Genomic DNA, 14,478 nt, shown 5'->3' with positions numbered 1-14,478 from the left:
AAAAGGTTATTTAAACAAGTTGCTCATCGAGAAATGCTTGTACTTTCGAGATACTCACTCTTTCCTGCTGTGCCGTGTCACGGGACCTCACTGTCACAGTGTTGTTTTCGAGCGTCTCATGGTCGACAGTGAAGCAGAACGGGGTGCCTATTTCATCCTGTCGCCGGTACCGTTTACCGATTGACCCGGCATCGTCATATTGGACAAGGAATTTGTCGGCAAGTTCATCATGGAGTCGAACGGCTTTTTCGCCCATCTCTCCTTTCTTCATCAACGGCAGTACTGCGGCTTTTACCGGGGCTATTTTCGATGAGAACTTCAGCATGGTTCTCTGCTCACCGTCAACAACGTCTTCTGTATACGCGTCACAAAGAAGAGCGAGAAAAAGCCTGTCACAACCTGCAGAGGTTTCAACCACATAGGGAATGTAACGTTCTTTGGTGATCTGATCTATATATTCCATGTTCTTGCCGGAAAACTCCTGATGTTGTTTCAGGTCGAAATCGGTCCTCGAGTGAATTCCCTCGATCTCTTCGATACCGAAGGGAAACTCGAACTTGATATCGTATGCAAGGTCCGCATAATGAGCGAGCTTGTCATGCTTGTACCAGTGTAATTTTTCTTTTTCGATACCCAGTTTTTCGATATACCAGTTATAACGTTCCTCACGCCATGCCTCGAACGACTCCACTTGGGTTCCCGGTTTGACGAAGTACTGCATTTCCATTTGCTCGAACTCGACCATGCGGAAAACGAAGTTTCCTTTGACAATCTCGTTGCGAAACGCCTTACCGATCTGGGCTATACCGAAAGGTACTTTCATACGGTTGGATTCACGGACATTGTGGAAATTCACAAAAATACCTTGGGCGGTTTCGGGCCTCAAGTAAACGATACCTGAAGAATCGGCGAGTGCACCCATGTTGCACTGGAACATGAGATTGAACTGCCGGACTTCCGTCCAGTCAGACGAGCCGGTATCCGGAGCCTTGATTTCTTCGGCAATGATGATGTCATAGAAAGCCCTGTTGGGATCTTCTGCATCAGACGCCCGTTCATAGTATGTACTTACCCTGTGTGCATCGTCTTCCTTCCCCTCCCGGCGAAGTTTTTCGATATGATTCTCGATCAGGTGGTCAGCACGGTAGCGGCGCTTGGTCGTTTTGTCATCGATCATCGGGTCGTTGAAGCTCGATACATGGCCTGATGCCTCCCATACCGTGGGATTCATCATGATCGAGGCATCGATACCGGCGATATTCCGGTGCTTTCTCGTCATCGAGTTCCACCAGAGGTCTTTGATGTTCTTCTTCATTTCGCTCCCGAGCGGCCCGTAGTCGAAACAGGAAGCAAGTCCTCCATAGATCTCCGATGAAGGATAGATGAATCCCCGTCGCTTTGCAAGCGAAACAAGCTTGTTCATTACCTTTTCAGGTGACTGATCCACACTCTTCACCCGTGCTGTATCCCTATTACTCATGTTGTCTTTCAATGGTTGCGTTCTCTGGCGGTATCCGCCGTGTCTCTATGTAAATAAGATATTGAATATAACAAACCAAGGGGATTATCGGGGGGTTTGGCTGAGCGGAGGATACTCCTGCTTCTCGATGGATCGATCAGCATCATGCATGAATCCCGATCCATGATGCCGAAGCTTCCCGGGTTTTATGGTGACCGTTCTTTCAGGCAACGCTTCAAGCAGAACGTACAGCGTAGAAAAAATATCGAATCCATGTTTTTCAGGCGCACCGGGAAGCCCGGTTTTACGCACTCCATATCAACAGTTGTTTTCGGTTACCCGGTATTGTCGGGCAACCGCATCTTGCCTACGAGCCTTTATTGTCGTGATCAGGAAACTCCTGTTGTGAGTGAGCGACGTTTGATGTATCACTGACGATATGTGCGTTTATGGAGCATATGTTGCATAAGCGCACTATTCGTTCGCGCCGCATCGATGTTGTTTCATCGAGAAGGAAAGAGATTTATTTTTTTATCTGTCTATAATATAAAGAATTAGCGTCTTTTTGTGTTCGCTCTTTCCCCGTTGGCACAACTGTTGACTCTCCTGTTGTAGAACAATAATCAACAGGAGCGTTATCATGACACAGATTAGAAGCACCCTCATCGCACTCGTACTTCTCACAGCACTTTCATCGCCTGCGCTTGCAGCCAGCACCAGCGGCACGACCAATGTTTCGGTCAGAGTTCCGGAATTCATCGTCCTGCACTACTATTCAGGCATTACCCTGAATTTTAATGCACCGACAGCAGAGGCGATCGACGAAGGCAGCAACAGTTTCGATGCGGACTGGAGTGGTAATACCAGCGGAAACGGTCTCGATGCCAACGACCTGATGACAGCTTCACTCGAGCTCGACGGGACGAAAACAGCCGTAAGGTTGAACAATGTATGGGCGGTCAGAGGTTTTTCTACCAGCGGTAATGCAAGAATCGATATCACGACTCCTTCGGACAAACTGCAGAATGGCTCTTCCGAAATCAAGATGTCGAATGTCAAGGTAAGCGACGATGCACAGAGCGGTTCGACGATTACCGTAAAGCTGAATGGCATCTCGAAAAACAGAGCGACCACGGGTAATATCGAAATGGATCTTGACTTTTCGAACACTACTCGCTCAGGTAGCCATACCGGTGGAGAGTATACCATCAACGCTACAACGATTTAAATCGTCGATTCCGGATAACTCTTTTCTTTCCCTTGTCTTTCATGAATACAGACCCCGATTCTCTCGGGGTCGAAATTTTCCTGCACCAAGAGTAATTTCCTGTTCAAAGACGGGGCACATGACGACGGGGTAATGGTTGCGGGTCGGGTTCAGGATAGCAGTTTTTCCCTGACGATCAACTCATGCGAAACCCGGGAGGTGCTTTCGGGCAGTTCGGGGATGGTGTGTAAAGATTCCGGTATGTGAAAAAGGCATCACGAAAACAACGGCCGTATACCGCGTGGCATTCGTCGAATTCATCACACGTTTCACACTCGGTTCCTTTGAACAATTCTTTTGGAGGATGTACAAACGCATCGATTTCAGGAGAGTTCCAGACCTCGGTGATGGTTTGCTCCCTGAGAGAACCGACAACAAAAGGCGTTCTCTGCGGAACCTGCTCACATAACACGATATCTCCGTTGGGTGTTATGACCATACAGGATTTTCCGCCTGAACAATAAGCCCTGTCTTTCCAGTTTGCCGTCTTTTCTTCCCTGTCTGGTGTTGAAAAGTCACGAATAGCGGCATTTGCCCGAAGTTCGTCCCACTTCAAATCACTGCCGATTTGGCAAACCTGTTCGTTGACCCATCGGATTTGCTTCTCGTTGAGAAACAACGATTCGTCATGGCGATAGAATGACCTTGCATAATTGGTTATACTTGAACGCCTTACGCCCAAATCATGAAGTTTGTGTACAAGCTCGGGTATCTCACGATAGTTTAGTGGGGTGCAAACCGTGTTTGTTCTGACGTTAAAGCCTTGCTCGACAAGGTTTTTAATCGAAGAAAATGCACGGTTTGCGTAATCATGGCAACCGACGAGCTCGTCGATCGTGCGGCTTGTACCATCGACGCTTATTTGTATCGTTACAAGCTCTTTCATGCCGATATCATGAAACCGGGACGCTCGCTCTTGGGAGATGAAAGACTTGGTTGGCAAGAGGAACTTCATACCGTGCAGTATCATTCTTTCGAACAGCAGGTCTATTCCCGGATAAGCGAGCGGATCACCCCCACTGAAAGTGTGGGCTACTATCTCGAGAGACGCGGCTTCGTCAATAATTTCGAACCATTTCGAAAGAGATAGCATTGTGTTCGGCAGAGGCCCAATTTTCTCGGCATAACAATACCTGCAGCTGACGTCGCAGTTGTTGGTAGGCATGAGAATGAGCGTGAGTGGGGCTTCGAGTTTCGCTCCTTGTGGAATGTCCGTAAGAGAGTTGCCTTTGAGTTTTTCAAGAAACTTCAGCGTTGAATACGTCGAAAAGGAGCCTTGGCCGTTTCCGGGAGCATAATGGCAGAGGTACTCCTTGCCTGCTTCGCTGGTGGAGTGAGAGATGAGAAACAGGAGCAGTTCTTTTGCCTTATCGTTCTCGAGACCCAAAAGCGATTCGAGCTCCCGAGCGACTTCGTGATTGGTACGTCTGCCGTCAAGAAGGCTCAACGCGACTCCTCCGACGGCAGGCATACTTCTCCAGCTCGATGCATCTTCGGCGTCAAACGGATAGATGATGCAGTTATAGGCATTGGGCCTGATGCGATATTCAGGTGACAGGACAAGAACGTCGTTATCTCTGAATTCGGTTGCTTTCAGCATGACAAGGACTTTTTACAACAGCGGGACATTTCCGACCAACTGTTCTTTAACGCACATATAGCAGGTTGTGCAACCTGTCAGACAGACTCCGCCTCCGCATCCACCACGGGTCGTCAGCTTTGCATTGTGAAGGATCGCCTCACTTTCGGTTTTGAGTGATTTGCTTCCGGCAAGCTCCCGTGCTTTCGTAAGATCTTCACGGGCCGGTTCCTGACCCACAAGAACCTGGATTCGCAATTTTTCATTTTCCTTGTTGAGGACTTCTTTTTCTATAACATCGTGGGCCTTGTCTTTTTCAGCAGGATTTGTTTCGATTGTTTTTGCCTCATCGAGTTCTCTTTCGAGATTGCCGATTTCGTCATCGATTTCAACGAGTCGGGAAAGCAGTACCTCTTTTTCCTGATTTGTCGCGCCCATGATTGGCCTCCTGTTTTTTTTGTTGACGAGCTAGCAAGCGTTTTATCGGAAGAAAAAACGAACTCTTAACTAACATAAAAAAAATGGTTTATATCTTTTTTGCTCTTTACGGCAAAACAACGTCATCGAGCTGTTTTTTTTAAAAGTATTGGCATTGTATTCTTCCGTTTCTTTGCGGTTTGGGTTTTGCGTAACGAAGGGGAGTGCTTTGTTTCAAGATCACACTTTGTACAATGAAGACGGTCTGGTATTGTTGAGGAATTGATAATGCTAGAACAGTGATGAACTGGAAGTCGAAGAGTGTTTTCATCGTAATTTATATTGACAGGGACAATCGCTTTGATGGTTATGGAATGGGTGCAGTGGCTCATCCCGATATCGTTTCTAAACCGATCGGGGAAAATCGGGCAAAGATGATTATGGAGGCAGCCGCTTATTGAGGGCATCATGAAGCTTTTTTGCAAAAAAAGCATCCAATCGGACCGATGAAGGACGTAGAGCAGTCCGTAATGTGTTCGGTGTTCGAATTCAAGAGGATATGATTGTTAACATAACCGATTTTGTCAGAACAGGAGGGTGACTTGTGATAGAGGATCTTGTTTTCTACACGGGACTGTCGTTTCTGATTGCGCATGAACTCGATGCCGTATACCGTCATGAGTGGAAGATGTTTCCGGGCCTTTCAGGACTTTCGGACCGAACAGGGTATCGGCTTTTAGTGCTGCTTCACGTCCCTCTGCTCGTGGTGATTTTCTGGCTTATGTTCCATCCAGAGACTCGTGTGCGTTATGCTTTTCAGACAGTTATTGACGTGTTTTTCATTGTTCATGCCGGGTTACATTATCTCTTGAGAAGGCATGAGTGTAACGAGTTCACAAAATGGTTTTCGTTACTTCTCATCGGGCTCTGTTCGCTGGCAGGGGGGATACATCTGGTACTTCTTTATACAGGAGTTTGACATTGTGGAGATATACCCATGAGCAGAGGGGCCAGGTTTCCCCCGACCGGCATGGGTTGCGTGACCGGGGGAAGTTTCTGTTCAGGCTGCTGTAACGTTCAGCGCTCCTTTAACCATTTCTGCAATTGATTGCAGGTCCGACTCGTTTGGACGACCGGTGATATTTCCCAGTTTTCCTTTTTTGGAGAAATCCAGATATGCTCCATGGAACTCACCGACGATATACCATTCTCCGGTGAGTTCAAAGCCGAGATGATCGAAAAGTTGCCCCATATATTTTACGGTAGGAACGGCTTCGTTCGCCCCGGTATGGGTTCCTCCATAGGTGCAATATACCACTGCTTGTTTGGTGCGTCTTCTTTCTGCCGGCTGTTGAATCAAACCATTTAACCTGTATTGTTTGGCCAGCTTGCTGAAAAGTGTCATCACCGGTTTTCCAGGCAACCATTCATAAACGCCTGATCCTGCAAAAACAAGATCGTATGCAAGAACGTCGATGTCGGGTTCCATCCCCGGTTTGATTCTGACAGTGTCGACGGAATGGTTTTGCCGAACGGCGGTGTCCGCGACAATCTTCGCTACCCGTGTTGTGTTTCCCGTCGACGAGTAATAGAGATTCAGGATATTCATGGTTTATATTGTTTAAGGTGTTGGAGAAAATTTTTTCAATTCTATACGGTACGGGTATGGATGAGTAAGAAATTCGCATCTTCTCCGACAGAAAAGCTGTGTTCGTGCATCGCATGAAATGTCGCCGCCGAACCAGATGCCAGACGTAAAGACTGTTCTCCCACATGAACAGTGAGCTCTCCTGAAAGGACGATGCACGTCTCCATGGTATCTTCATGCAGATTATGTTCAAATGTAGTGTTGCTGTCTTTAACGGCTTTCAGGAGGTACATCTCCAAATTTCTGAAAAGGAACCGTGTTCCTGAACAGCTGTCTTGAGCGTATGGTTCGATTCGTGCTTCTTCTATGCCTACGCCTTCGGCTAGCCGGATTAAATCACCGGCGCTGAGTTGAAACACGCTGGCTAGCGCTTCGATTGTTTGAACTCTGGGGTTGTCGAATCCGGCTTCGATTTTCGCGATAGTTGCTCGTGTGACATTCGCTTTACCGGCTAGTTGTTCTGCGGTCATTTTCTGTTTTTGGCGCAGCGTTTTGAGGACTGAAAAATCGAGCTGTTTCATTTTTTCTGTGATTCTTTGTGTATCGTTATGTATAAAATGTAGGTTTTAATAATCATAATGCAAATAATAATGTTCATGTTGTGTAAAATTGTTGTTTTCAAGTGCGAATGTGGGATCGCTACGGTTCATCTCCTCCAAGGAAAAGAACCATAGCGGCACTCGAAATTACTCACGGGCAATATATCAGTAAGCTATCGAGCGAACTGTTGATATGATATGCAGGGAAGATCGGCGCATTGCGACTCTTGTGAGCTAACCGGTCTGGATTTCTGTTTTGAGATCGATCTCCTCGAGGATGGAACTGACCTTCAGGCATGTGGGCAGTGTTCCTGCATAGACGATGGAACTTCCTTTGGTATGGACTTCCCACGTATGTTTTTCAGCCTTTGATCTTGTACACTGAATTGCTTTGATGATCTGAAAAATCACTTCATCAAAGGTATGTACATCGTCGTTGAAAAGGACTACCCTGTAAGCGTCGAGGGTATCGCTGAGGGTTTCCTGTGGAGCGACTTCTGTTTGCTCGCTGCTATGAGAGGCCTCCCAGAGGTTATACATGGCTTCTGAATCTAGGCATGGAACTAAATATGGTGCAGCTTATGTGAAAATGTAACAAAATCGGAAAAGATCATAAAGAGCTGTAGAGAAACCCTGCACGTAAATTGGAAATACAACTTTTTTTATCCGCTTGAAACGGCGGGTTGCATGCAGAGCGATAGCTGTTCCTCAGTGGCAACAAGTGTGCTTGCTGCGCCGATGGGTAGAGTGAGAAAATCATCGATGTGCCCGTAAGAAAGTCCTGCTACAACCGGAACATGAGGAGCGGTTTTATCGGTGTAGTAGCTGAGAATATCGAGAAGAGGGTGCTCCAGATCGAAAGCCATGGCTTCCCGTCTGAACTGTCCGAACAGAAGCCCGGAACAACTCTGCAGGAGGCCTGCATTGTAAAAATGTGAAAGGAGCCGGTCTATTCGGTAGGGTTCTTCGTTAATGTCTTCAATGAGCAACAGGGCTTCCTTCATCGGCGGCAGGTAAGGTGTTCCGACAAGACAGGATAGAACGGTAAGGTTGCCTGCGAGCAGCGTGCCCGACGCCGAGCCTTTTTTATAGACACGGACAGGATGACTCGGGTGGTTGACGATCTGATGAGTTGCAACGCTCGATTCCAGTACCTTCCAGAAATTCTCTTCCGTATATGGGCTGGGGTTATGCAGTTCGGTTGCAAGCATCGGTCCCGAAAACGTTATCAAGCCGGTTTTTGCATAGAGTGCTATTGACAGTGCGGTGATGTCGGAATAACCGGCGAGAATCTTCGGGTTTTGCGCAATGAGGTCGTAGTCAAGTGTTTCGAGCAGTCTTGTCGCTCCCGAACCGCCTCTGAGGCAGAAAATAGCCTTGACCGATCTGTCTGCGAACATCTCATGAAGGTCATGACGTTTTCTCCGGTCGAGTTCCTGACGGGGTTCTCCCTGGCAGTTAAAGTGACTGGCTGGCTTGACGCGGTAACCGAGTTTTTCAAGATAGGTGACTGCCTGACCGATTTTTTCATGGTCGGGAGAGGGTGAAGAGGGTGAAATGAGCCCTATGGTGTCTCCGTGACGAAGAGCTTTGGGAATCAACTTGCGCATGAGCATAAGCAAAAAAACATCAGTGATACGAGTGAAGTGCGTCTCACTGATGTTTGTAACAAAACGAGTTTCGTTTCCTTTCTAATGCGTTGCGTCAGGAAATGTCTTCCGCGAGCAGAATAGCTTTGTTGTCGCTGATTTCAAAAAAACCATCGGCTATGGTGAATGCTTTTTCACCACTGCCGGGAAGCTCGAGCTTTACCTTGCCGCCTTTGAGTGCGGCAACGAGCGGAGCATGGTTTTTGAGAACCTGAAACAGCCCGTCCTGTCCGGGAGCCAGAATACTGGTCACTTCCCCTGCAAAAAACTGTTTTTGAGGAGTAACGATCTCTATTGCAAAGGCTTTATCGGAACCTGCCATGATAATCAGATAAAGTTACAGGGTTTTGGCTTTCTCGACAGCCTCTTCGATTGTGCCGACGAGGTAAAATGCATTTTCAGGCAGATCATCGTGGCGCCCTTCGATGATTTCATTGAAGCCTTTGATGGTATCCTCGAGTTTAACATACTTGCCTTCAAGTCCAGTGAAGGCTTCGGCAACGAAGAACGGCTGCGAAAGGAATTTCTGAATTTTTCTTGCACGGGCCACCGTCAGTTTATCTTCGTCGCTCAGTTCGTCCATACCGAGAATCGCGATGATGTCCTGAAGATCCTTGTAACGCTGCAGAAGCACTTTCACGGCCTGTGCCGTATTGTAATGCTCCTCACCGACAATGTTCGGATCGAGAATTCGCGATGTTGAATCGAGAGGGTCAACAGCGGGATAGATACCCAATTCGGAAATCGAGCGGGAAAGAACCGTCGTCGCATCGAGGTGAGTGAACGCGGTTGCAGGAGCCGGATCGGTAAGGTCATCAGCAGGAACATAAATGGCCTGTACCGAGGTTACGGAACCTTTTTTCGTCGATACAATCCTGTCCTGGAGTTCACCCATTTCAGTTCCAAGCGTCGGCTGATAGCCAACAGCACTTGGCATACGGCCGAGAAGTGCCGACACCTCTGAACCTGCCTGGGTAAAGCGGAAAATATTGTCGATAAAGAGCAGTACGTCACGGTTCTCTTCATCACGGAAATATTCTGCGATGCTGAGGCCGGTTAGCGCAACGCGTGCACGTGCACCCGGAGGTTCGTTCATCTGGCCGAATACAAGCGCTGTTTTATCGATAACCCCTGATTCCTTCATCTCTTCCCAGAGATCGTTTCCTTCCCTGGTTCGTTCTCCTACGCCGGCAAAAACACTATATCCCGACTGCTGCTTGGCGATGTTGTTGATCAATTCCATGATCAGAACCGTCTTGCCAACGCCTGCACCACCGAACAAACCGGTTTTACCGCCTCGTGAGTATGGTTCAAGAAGATCGATGACTTTGATACCGGTCTCAAACATTTCGGATTTCGTCGACAATTCTTCGAACTTCGGTGTCGGCCTGTGAATCGGGTAGGTTTTATTGCTCTTGACTTCTCCAAGGCCGTCGATAGGATCTCCTACAACGTTGAGCATTCTCCCAAGCACTTTTTCACCGACAGGCGCCTGGATAGGCTTTCCGGTGTTCACGACAGCCATACCTCTTACAAGACCGTCGGTACCTTCCATTGAAATAGTTCGTACACGCTCTTCTCCGAGATGTTGCTGGGTTTCGAGAACCAGTTTTGTCCCATCTGGTCGAGTAACGGTCAGTGCGTCAAGAATTGCCGGGAGGTCGCCTTCCTGGAAATCAACATCAACGACAGGACCAATGATTTGAGATATCTTACCTTCTTGCATATTGACAGTGTTGATAGGATTGTATTGTTGCAGTCAAAACTTTTTACTACACGCCCATGTTTTTTCAACCGTGGACCGAGTTTTTTCAGGTTCGAGCCACCTGCGGGATTTGAACCCACGACCTACTGTTTACGAAACAGTTGCTCTACCAACTGAGCTAAGGTGGCGCCTAAAAAAAATATGGTTCTGAATATACTTTATTTATCGTATAAACGCAAAGATTATGGACTCTGTTCGAAGGACTATAAATAAAGGGAAGAATTGTATATTTTCAAACGAATTCATCAGCCTGTTTTTTTTAAAATCGATTTTCACTATAAACACTGTGACACATATGAGTTATTTTAAAATTGCAACAATGCTCTGCTTGTCTGTGGTCATGTTCGCATGCCAGCCAGAGCAAGCGGAAACAGCGAAACCTCGGACAGAAAGCACGGAAGCGGCAAAAAATATTGCAGCTCCTGCATTTTCCGGCACGACGCTCGAAGGACGCACGGTGTCATCGGAGAGCCTCGCCGGTAAAGCCTACATCGTAAACTTTTTTGCTTCATGGTGTCCTCCCTGCCGTGCAGAGATGCCCGATATGGTTGCCCTGCAACGTGAGTATGAGCAAAAGGGATTTACATTCGTCGGTATCACCGTGGACGAGGAGCTTTCCAAAGCAAGGGCGTTTGTCCAGGATTACGGGATTAACTTTCCCGTTGTCGTGGTCGACAAGCCGATTCTCGATGCATACAGCAGCTATGTCGAGGGGGGGCTACGTGCTATTCCGACTTCATTTGTTGTCGGGGCGGACGGTTCCCTTCACTCCGTGCTTATAGGCCCTCAAAGTAAGATGGCTTTTGACAACCTCATCCGAGAAGCCATCAATGCAGGCGGATAATGACGCTTACAACATTTCTTTATTAACCATTCAGTAAAACAGGATAACCATGACCGAAATGCAGATCGAGCCCCCTGAGTATGTGAAAAATCGAAAATTAGTTGAGTGGGTCCGGCAAACTGCGGAACTGTGCCAACCGGATTCGGTGCACTGGTGTGACGGTTCCCAGGAAGAGTATGATACGCTTTGCCAGGAAATGGTGGAGAGCGGTACCTTTATCAGGCTGTCGGATGAAAAGCGCCCGAACAGCTTTCTGTGCCGTTCAGATCCGAGTGACGTCGCAAGGGTGGAAGACAGGACCTTTATCTGCAGTATACGCAAGCAGGATGCAGGTCCGACCAACAATTGGGTGCATCCCAAAGAGATGAAAGAGACGCTCCGTAAACTCTACGATGGGTGTATGAAAGGCCGAACCATGTATGTTATTCCGTTCAGCATGGGGCCTCTTGGCTCGCACATTTCCCACATAGGCGTCGAGATAACGGATTCTCCATATGTTGTCACCAACATGCGCATTATGACCAGGATGGGCCGCAAGGTCATTGAACTGCTTGGGGAAGATCACGATTTCGTTCCCTGTTTGCATTCTGTCGGAGCTCCTCTCGAGCCCGGCCAGAAGGATGTTCCATGGCCCTGCAGCGACCAAAAGTACATCGTTCATTTCCCTGAAGAGCGTTCTATCATGTCGTATGGTAGCGGGTATGGCGGTAATGCGCTTCTGGGTAAGAAATGTTTTGCGCTTCGGATCGCATCTTCGATGGCCCGGGAGGAGGGCTGGCTTGCCGAGCATATGCTTATTCTCTGCGTCGAATCTCCCGAGGGTGAAAAAACCTATGTTGCTGCAGCATTTCCGAGTGCATGCGGTAAAACCAACTTCGCTATGCTCATTCCGCCAGATTCGTTTGAAGGGTGGAAGGTGACGACAATCGGCGACGATATTGCCTGGATCAAACCCGGAAGGGATGGCCGACTTTATGCCATCAATCCTGAGTACGGTTTTTTCGGCGTGGCTCCAGGGACCTCCGACAAAACCAATTTCAACGCAATGGCGACGCTCGAGGACAACTGCATTTTCACCAATGTGGCGCTTACGCCTGACGGTGACGTCTGGTGGGAAGGTATGACCAAAACCCCGCCAGAAGGATTGATTGACTGGCAGGGCAATCCGTGGTCTCCCGATGCAAGCAAGCCTGCGGCACACCCCAATGCCCGTTTCACCGCTCCGGCTTCACAGTGTCCGTCCATCGATCCCGAGTGGGAGAATCCGGAAGGCGTTCCTATCAGCGCTTTTATTTTCGGAGGACGTCGTAGTGATGTCGTTCCGCTTGTCTATCAGTCTCCAAACTGGTACTTCGGTGTTTATCTTGCTGCAACCATGGGATCGGAAAAAACCGCAGCGGCAGCAGGTAAGATCGGTGATGTTCGTCGTGATCCTTTCGCTATGCTACCATTTTGCGGTTATCATATGGGGGATTATTTCAACCACTGGCTTCATGTTGGACGCGAACTTTCCGAGCCGCCGAGAATCTTCGGTGTCAACTGGTTCCGCAAGGATGAAAATGGAAGTTTTCTCTGGCCTGGTTTCGGTGAGAACATGCGGGTGCTCAAATGGATCGTCGACAGGGTTCATGGGCGAGCGAGTGCGGTGGAGAGCCCTCTTGGCTGGATGCCGAAATACGAATCCATGGAGTGGAACGGTCTCGAGGATTTCACCTATGAGCAGTTTTCCAAGCTGATGATCGTCGACCGTGAGGTCTGGAAGAAAGAGCTGCTGTCTCACGAAGAGCTGTTTGAAAAACTCTATGATAAGCTTCCTAAAGAGTTCAGTCATATTCGTGAACTTCTGCTTTCAACTTTCTGGCTTTCACCTGAACACTGGGAACTCGCACCTGAAAGGTTTACCGATACGGGTGAGAATAATCACTGATTGTTGTTCAGAGTATTCTGCCCCGTTTCACGTGTGGTTTTATCCAGGAGGCTGTCAACAAGACAGCCTCCTGGCGTTTCGAGGTTGTCTCATTAGCCCAACAATGAGTCTTTCTGTCGTCATCCCCGGGCTTGACCCGGGGATCCATCTTCCAATGAAAGTCAGTATGGATGCCGCATCGAGTAGGGCATGACTTTCTGCCGGAAATGTCTGCATGGTGACCGATAGCCGTGAAGCAATGCTTTTTGGGAAAGCCTCCTTGGAATTATAGGCGGGTAAACGTTTTGCGTTCGGTTATCGATCGTGGTTGTTATCCTCTTGGCGCGAAGGTGAATCCGGTGCAGGATCTATTCAATTGAACTCCGGTTTGAATGGTATCCGCAATGCATCGTGCCTGGATTTTGTGCAGGTGAACAGGTAATCATCGATTCGGTTCATCTTCCTGTAGTTCAGCATATCGAGAAGAGGGAGCACGGTCATATGCAGCTGCGGTAACGAGGGATTGTGATATGACTATTGTGGTATTCAGAAAGGAAGGGTATGTTTTTTATGTTTGATGGAAGCGGTTTTTCAAATGATAAAGGAAGCGGCGGTGGACTGTAAAAAGAGTGACAATCTGGAACGATGCAATTGCACCTATGAACCTTGTCCTCGTAAAGGACTTTGCTGCGAATGCATCGCGTATCATAAAGGTAAGGGACAACTGCCAGCCTGCCTTTTCCCCGATGATGTGGAGCGTGGTTGGGATAGGAGCATTTCCAAGTTTATCGAGGCGTACAGCGAGGGGCGGTAAGCGGAGAAGCCGCCCCTGCCTCTATTACTCTTCTTCGAGCGTAAATCCAAGCCTCACCGTTACCTGCCAGTAAGCGATCCTGTTTTCTTCTACATGACACCGTGTTTCAACAACCTCGACCCAGCGAATATGTCTGATTGTTTCTGCTGCTCTTTCTACAGCATTGTTTACCGCATCTTCAATGCTTTTCTGTGAGGAGCCGACAAGCTCGATCTTTTTGTAAACGTGTGGAGTGCTCATTGGTAGTATGATAGTTTTACTTTTGCTCGTTACTGTGGTTGAAAAATCCCTGGTGCACAAGTATGTCAAATACAAGTAAGTAAATAGCGCGGATTATCCCAAGCGGTGAACGGATAAACCGGATTCATGGGGATCGAACGTTCTGCTATGGATATTGTTGGTATGCAGCAATCGTTTTTTTCTTGAGATAACCTCATTTTATGTTATTTTATCACTACATGGTTATGTAGTGATAAACGATCGAATATCGTATACAATGGCGGAAACAACGAAAAAAGTAGCCCTGATAGCATCACGAGGGACGCTGGATTGGGCATATCCCCCGTTCATCCTGGGCTCGGCGGCAGCGGC

The 14,478-nt window shown here is 48.0% G+C and carries 19 protein-coding genes and 1 tRNA gene; 8 read left to right on the top strand and 12 right to left on the bottom strand.

What is annotated here, in order from left to right; translation table 11 throughout:
- Positions 1-10: 10 nt before the first annotated feature.
- Positions 11-1,480 (bottom strand): glycine--tRNA ligase, encoded by a 1,470-nt coding sequence (locus QZ209_RS02400; RefSeq protein WP_294344354.1) that lies wholly within the window; start codon positions 1,478-1,480, stop codon positions 11-13.
- Between the two features lie 96 nt (positions 1,481-1,576).
- On the opposite strand from QZ209_RS02400, the gene QZ209_RS02395 reads away from it, so the two are divergent.
- Together QZ209_RS02395 and QZ209_RS02390 are read left to right on the top strand one after the other, a co-directional pair.
- Positions 1,577-1,894, top strand: a complete 318-nt coding sequence (locus QZ209_RS02395; RefSeq protein ID WP_294344353.1) for a hypothetical protein — start codon at positions 1,577-1,579, stop codon at positions 1,892-1,894.
- Between the two features lie 205 nt (positions 1,895-2,099).
- Complete coding sequence (locus QZ209_RS02390; RefSeq protein WP_294344351.1) at positions 2,100-2,687, top strand: hypothetical protein; 588 nt, start codon at positions 2,100-2,102, stop codon at positions 2,685-2,687.
- Between the two features lie 175 nt (positions 2,688-2,862).
- On the opposite strand, the gene QZ209_RS02385 is transcribed toward QZ209_RS02390, so the two are convergent.
- Both QZ209_RS02385 and QZ209_RS02380 read right to left on the bottom strand, forming a co-directional pair.
- Entirely contained in the window at positions 2,863-4,326 is a 1,464-nt protein-coding gene (locus QZ209_RS02385) for a radical SAM protein (protein WP_294344350.1), read from the bottom strand.
- A 12-nt stretch (positions 4,327-4,338) separates the two neighbouring features.
- Complete coding sequence (locus QZ209_RS02380) at positions 4,339-4,743, bottom strand: hypothetical protein (RefSeq protein WP_294344348.1); 405 nt, start codon at positions 4,741-4,743, stop codon at positions 4,339-4,341.
- Between the two features lie 281 nt (positions 4,744-5,024).
- On the opposite strand from QZ209_RS02380, the gene QZ209_RS02375 reads away from it, so the two are divergent.
- Together QZ209_RS02375 and QZ209_RS02370 are read left to right on the top strand one after the other, a co-directional pair.
- Positions 5,025-5,183, top strand: coding sequence for a hypothetical protein (locus QZ209_RS02375; RefSeq protein ID WP_294344346.1), 159 nt, complete (start codon positions 5,025-5,027; stop codon positions 5,181-5,183).
- 143 nt (positions 5,184-5,326) lie between these two features.
- A complete protein-coding gene (locus QZ209_RS02370; protein ID WP_294344344.1) occupies positions 5,327-5,701 on the top strand; it encodes a DUF6713 family protein in 375 nt (124 codons plus the stop codon).
- Between the two features lie 81 nt (positions 5,702-5,782).
- On the opposite strand, the gene QZ209_RS02365 is transcribed toward QZ209_RS02370, so the two are convergent.
- The 7 genes from QZ209_RS02365 to QZ209_RS02335 all read right to left on the bottom strand — a co-directional run bounded on the left by QZ209_RS02365 (position 5,783) and on the right by QZ209_RS02335 (position 10,451).
- On the bottom strand, positions 5,783-6,331 hold the full coding sequence (locus tag QZ209_RS02365) for a hypothetical protein (protein WP_294344341.1): 549 nt from the start codon (positions 6,329-6,331) through the stop codon (positions 5,783-5,785).
- 41 nt (positions 6,332-6,372) lie between these two features.
- Entirely contained in the window at positions 6,373-6,891 is a 519-nt protein-coding gene (locus tag QZ209_RS02360) for an XRE family transcriptional regulator (RefSeq protein WP_294344340.1), read from the bottom strand.
- Between the two features lie 252 nt (positions 6,892-7,143).
- Positions 7,144-7,449, bottom strand: a complete 306-nt coding sequence (locus tag QZ209_RS02355; protein WP_294344337.1) for an ATP-dependent Clp protease adaptor ClpS — start codon at positions 7,447-7,449, stop codon at positions 7,144-7,146.
- A gap of 122 nt (positions 7,450-7,571) precedes the next feature.
- Positions 7,572-8,519, bottom strand: coding sequence for an LD-carboxypeptidase (locus tag QZ209_RS02350; protein ID WP_294344334.1), 948 nt, complete (start codon positions 8,517-8,519; stop codon positions 7,572-7,574).
- Positions 8,520-8,613: 94 nt separating this feature from the next.
- Entirely contained in the window at positions 8,614-8,880 is a 267-nt protein-coding gene (locus QZ209_RS02345) for a hypothetical protein (RefSeq protein ID WP_294344332.1), read from the bottom strand.
- A gap of 15 nt (positions 8,881-8,895) precedes the next feature.
- Positions 8,896-10,284, bottom strand: coding sequence for a F0F1 ATP synthase subunit beta (atpD, locus tag QZ209_RS02340; protein WP_294344331.1), 1,389 nt, complete (start codon positions 10,282-10,284; stop codon positions 8,896-8,898).
- A 94-nt stretch (positions 10,285-10,378) separates the two neighbouring features.
- A tRNA-Thr gene (locus QZ209_RS02335) sits at positions 10,379-10,451 on the bottom strand.
- 167 nt (positions 10,452-10,618) lie between these two features.
- Between QZ209_RS02335 and QZ209_RS02330 the strand changes: the two genes are divergently transcribed.
- Both QZ209_RS02330 and QZ209_RS02325 read left to right on the top strand, forming a co-directional pair.
- Complete coding sequence (locus tag QZ209_RS02330) at positions 10,619-11,167, top strand: TlpA disulfide reductase family protein (RefSeq protein ID WP_294344330.1); 549 nt, start codon at positions 10,619-10,621, stop codon at positions 11,165-11,167.
- 49 nt (positions 11,168-11,216) lie between these two features.
- On the top strand, positions 11,217-13,094 hold the full coding sequence (locus QZ209_RS02325) for a phosphoenolpyruvate carboxykinase (GTP) (protein WP_294344328.1): 1,878 nt from the start codon (positions 11,217-11,219) through the stop codon (positions 13,092-13,094).
- 351 nt (positions 13,095-13,445) lie between these two features.
- On the opposite strand, the gene QZ209_RS02320 is transcribed toward QZ209_RS02325, so the two are convergent.
- The gene (locus QZ209_RS02320) at positions 13,446-13,574 is read right to left on the bottom strand and encodes a hypothetical protein (protein ID WP_294344326.1); all 129 of its coding nucleotides are present in this window, start codon (positions 13,572-13,574) and stop codon (positions 13,446-13,448) included.
- Positions 13,575-13,668: 94 nt separating this feature from the next.
- Here QZ209_RS02320 and QZ209_RS02315 point away from each other — a divergent pair, with 94 nt between their 5' ends.
- Positions 13,669-13,887, top strand: a complete 219-nt coding sequence (locus QZ209_RS02315) for a DUF6485 family protein (RefSeq protein ID WP_294344324.1) — start codon at positions 13,669-13,671, stop codon at positions 13,885-13,887.
- A 24-nt stretch (positions 13,888-13,911) separates the two neighbouring features.
- Here QZ209_RS02315 and QZ209_RS02310 read toward each other — a convergent pair whose 3' ends face one another.
- On the bottom strand, positions 13,912-14,127 hold the full coding sequence (locus QZ209_RS02310; protein WP_294344320.1) for a dodecin: 216 nt from the start codon (positions 14,125-14,127) through the stop codon (positions 13,912-13,914).
- A 256-nt stretch (positions 14,128-14,383) separates the two neighbouring features.
- Here QZ209_RS02310 and QZ209_RS02305 point away from each other — a divergent pair.
- On the top strand, positions 14,384-14,478 hold a 95-nt coding region (locus tag QZ209_RS02305), incomplete at its 3' end, for a DsrE/DsrF/DrsH-like family protein (RefSeq protein WP_294344426.1).

Origin of the sequence: Prosthecochloris sp. (genome assembly GCA_015482705.2) — a bacterium.
GTDB lineage: Bacteria > Bacteroidota > Chlorobiia > Chlorobiales > Chlorobiaceae > Prosthecochloris.
This window is presented reverse-complemented; position numbering and strand designations above follow the sequence as displayed.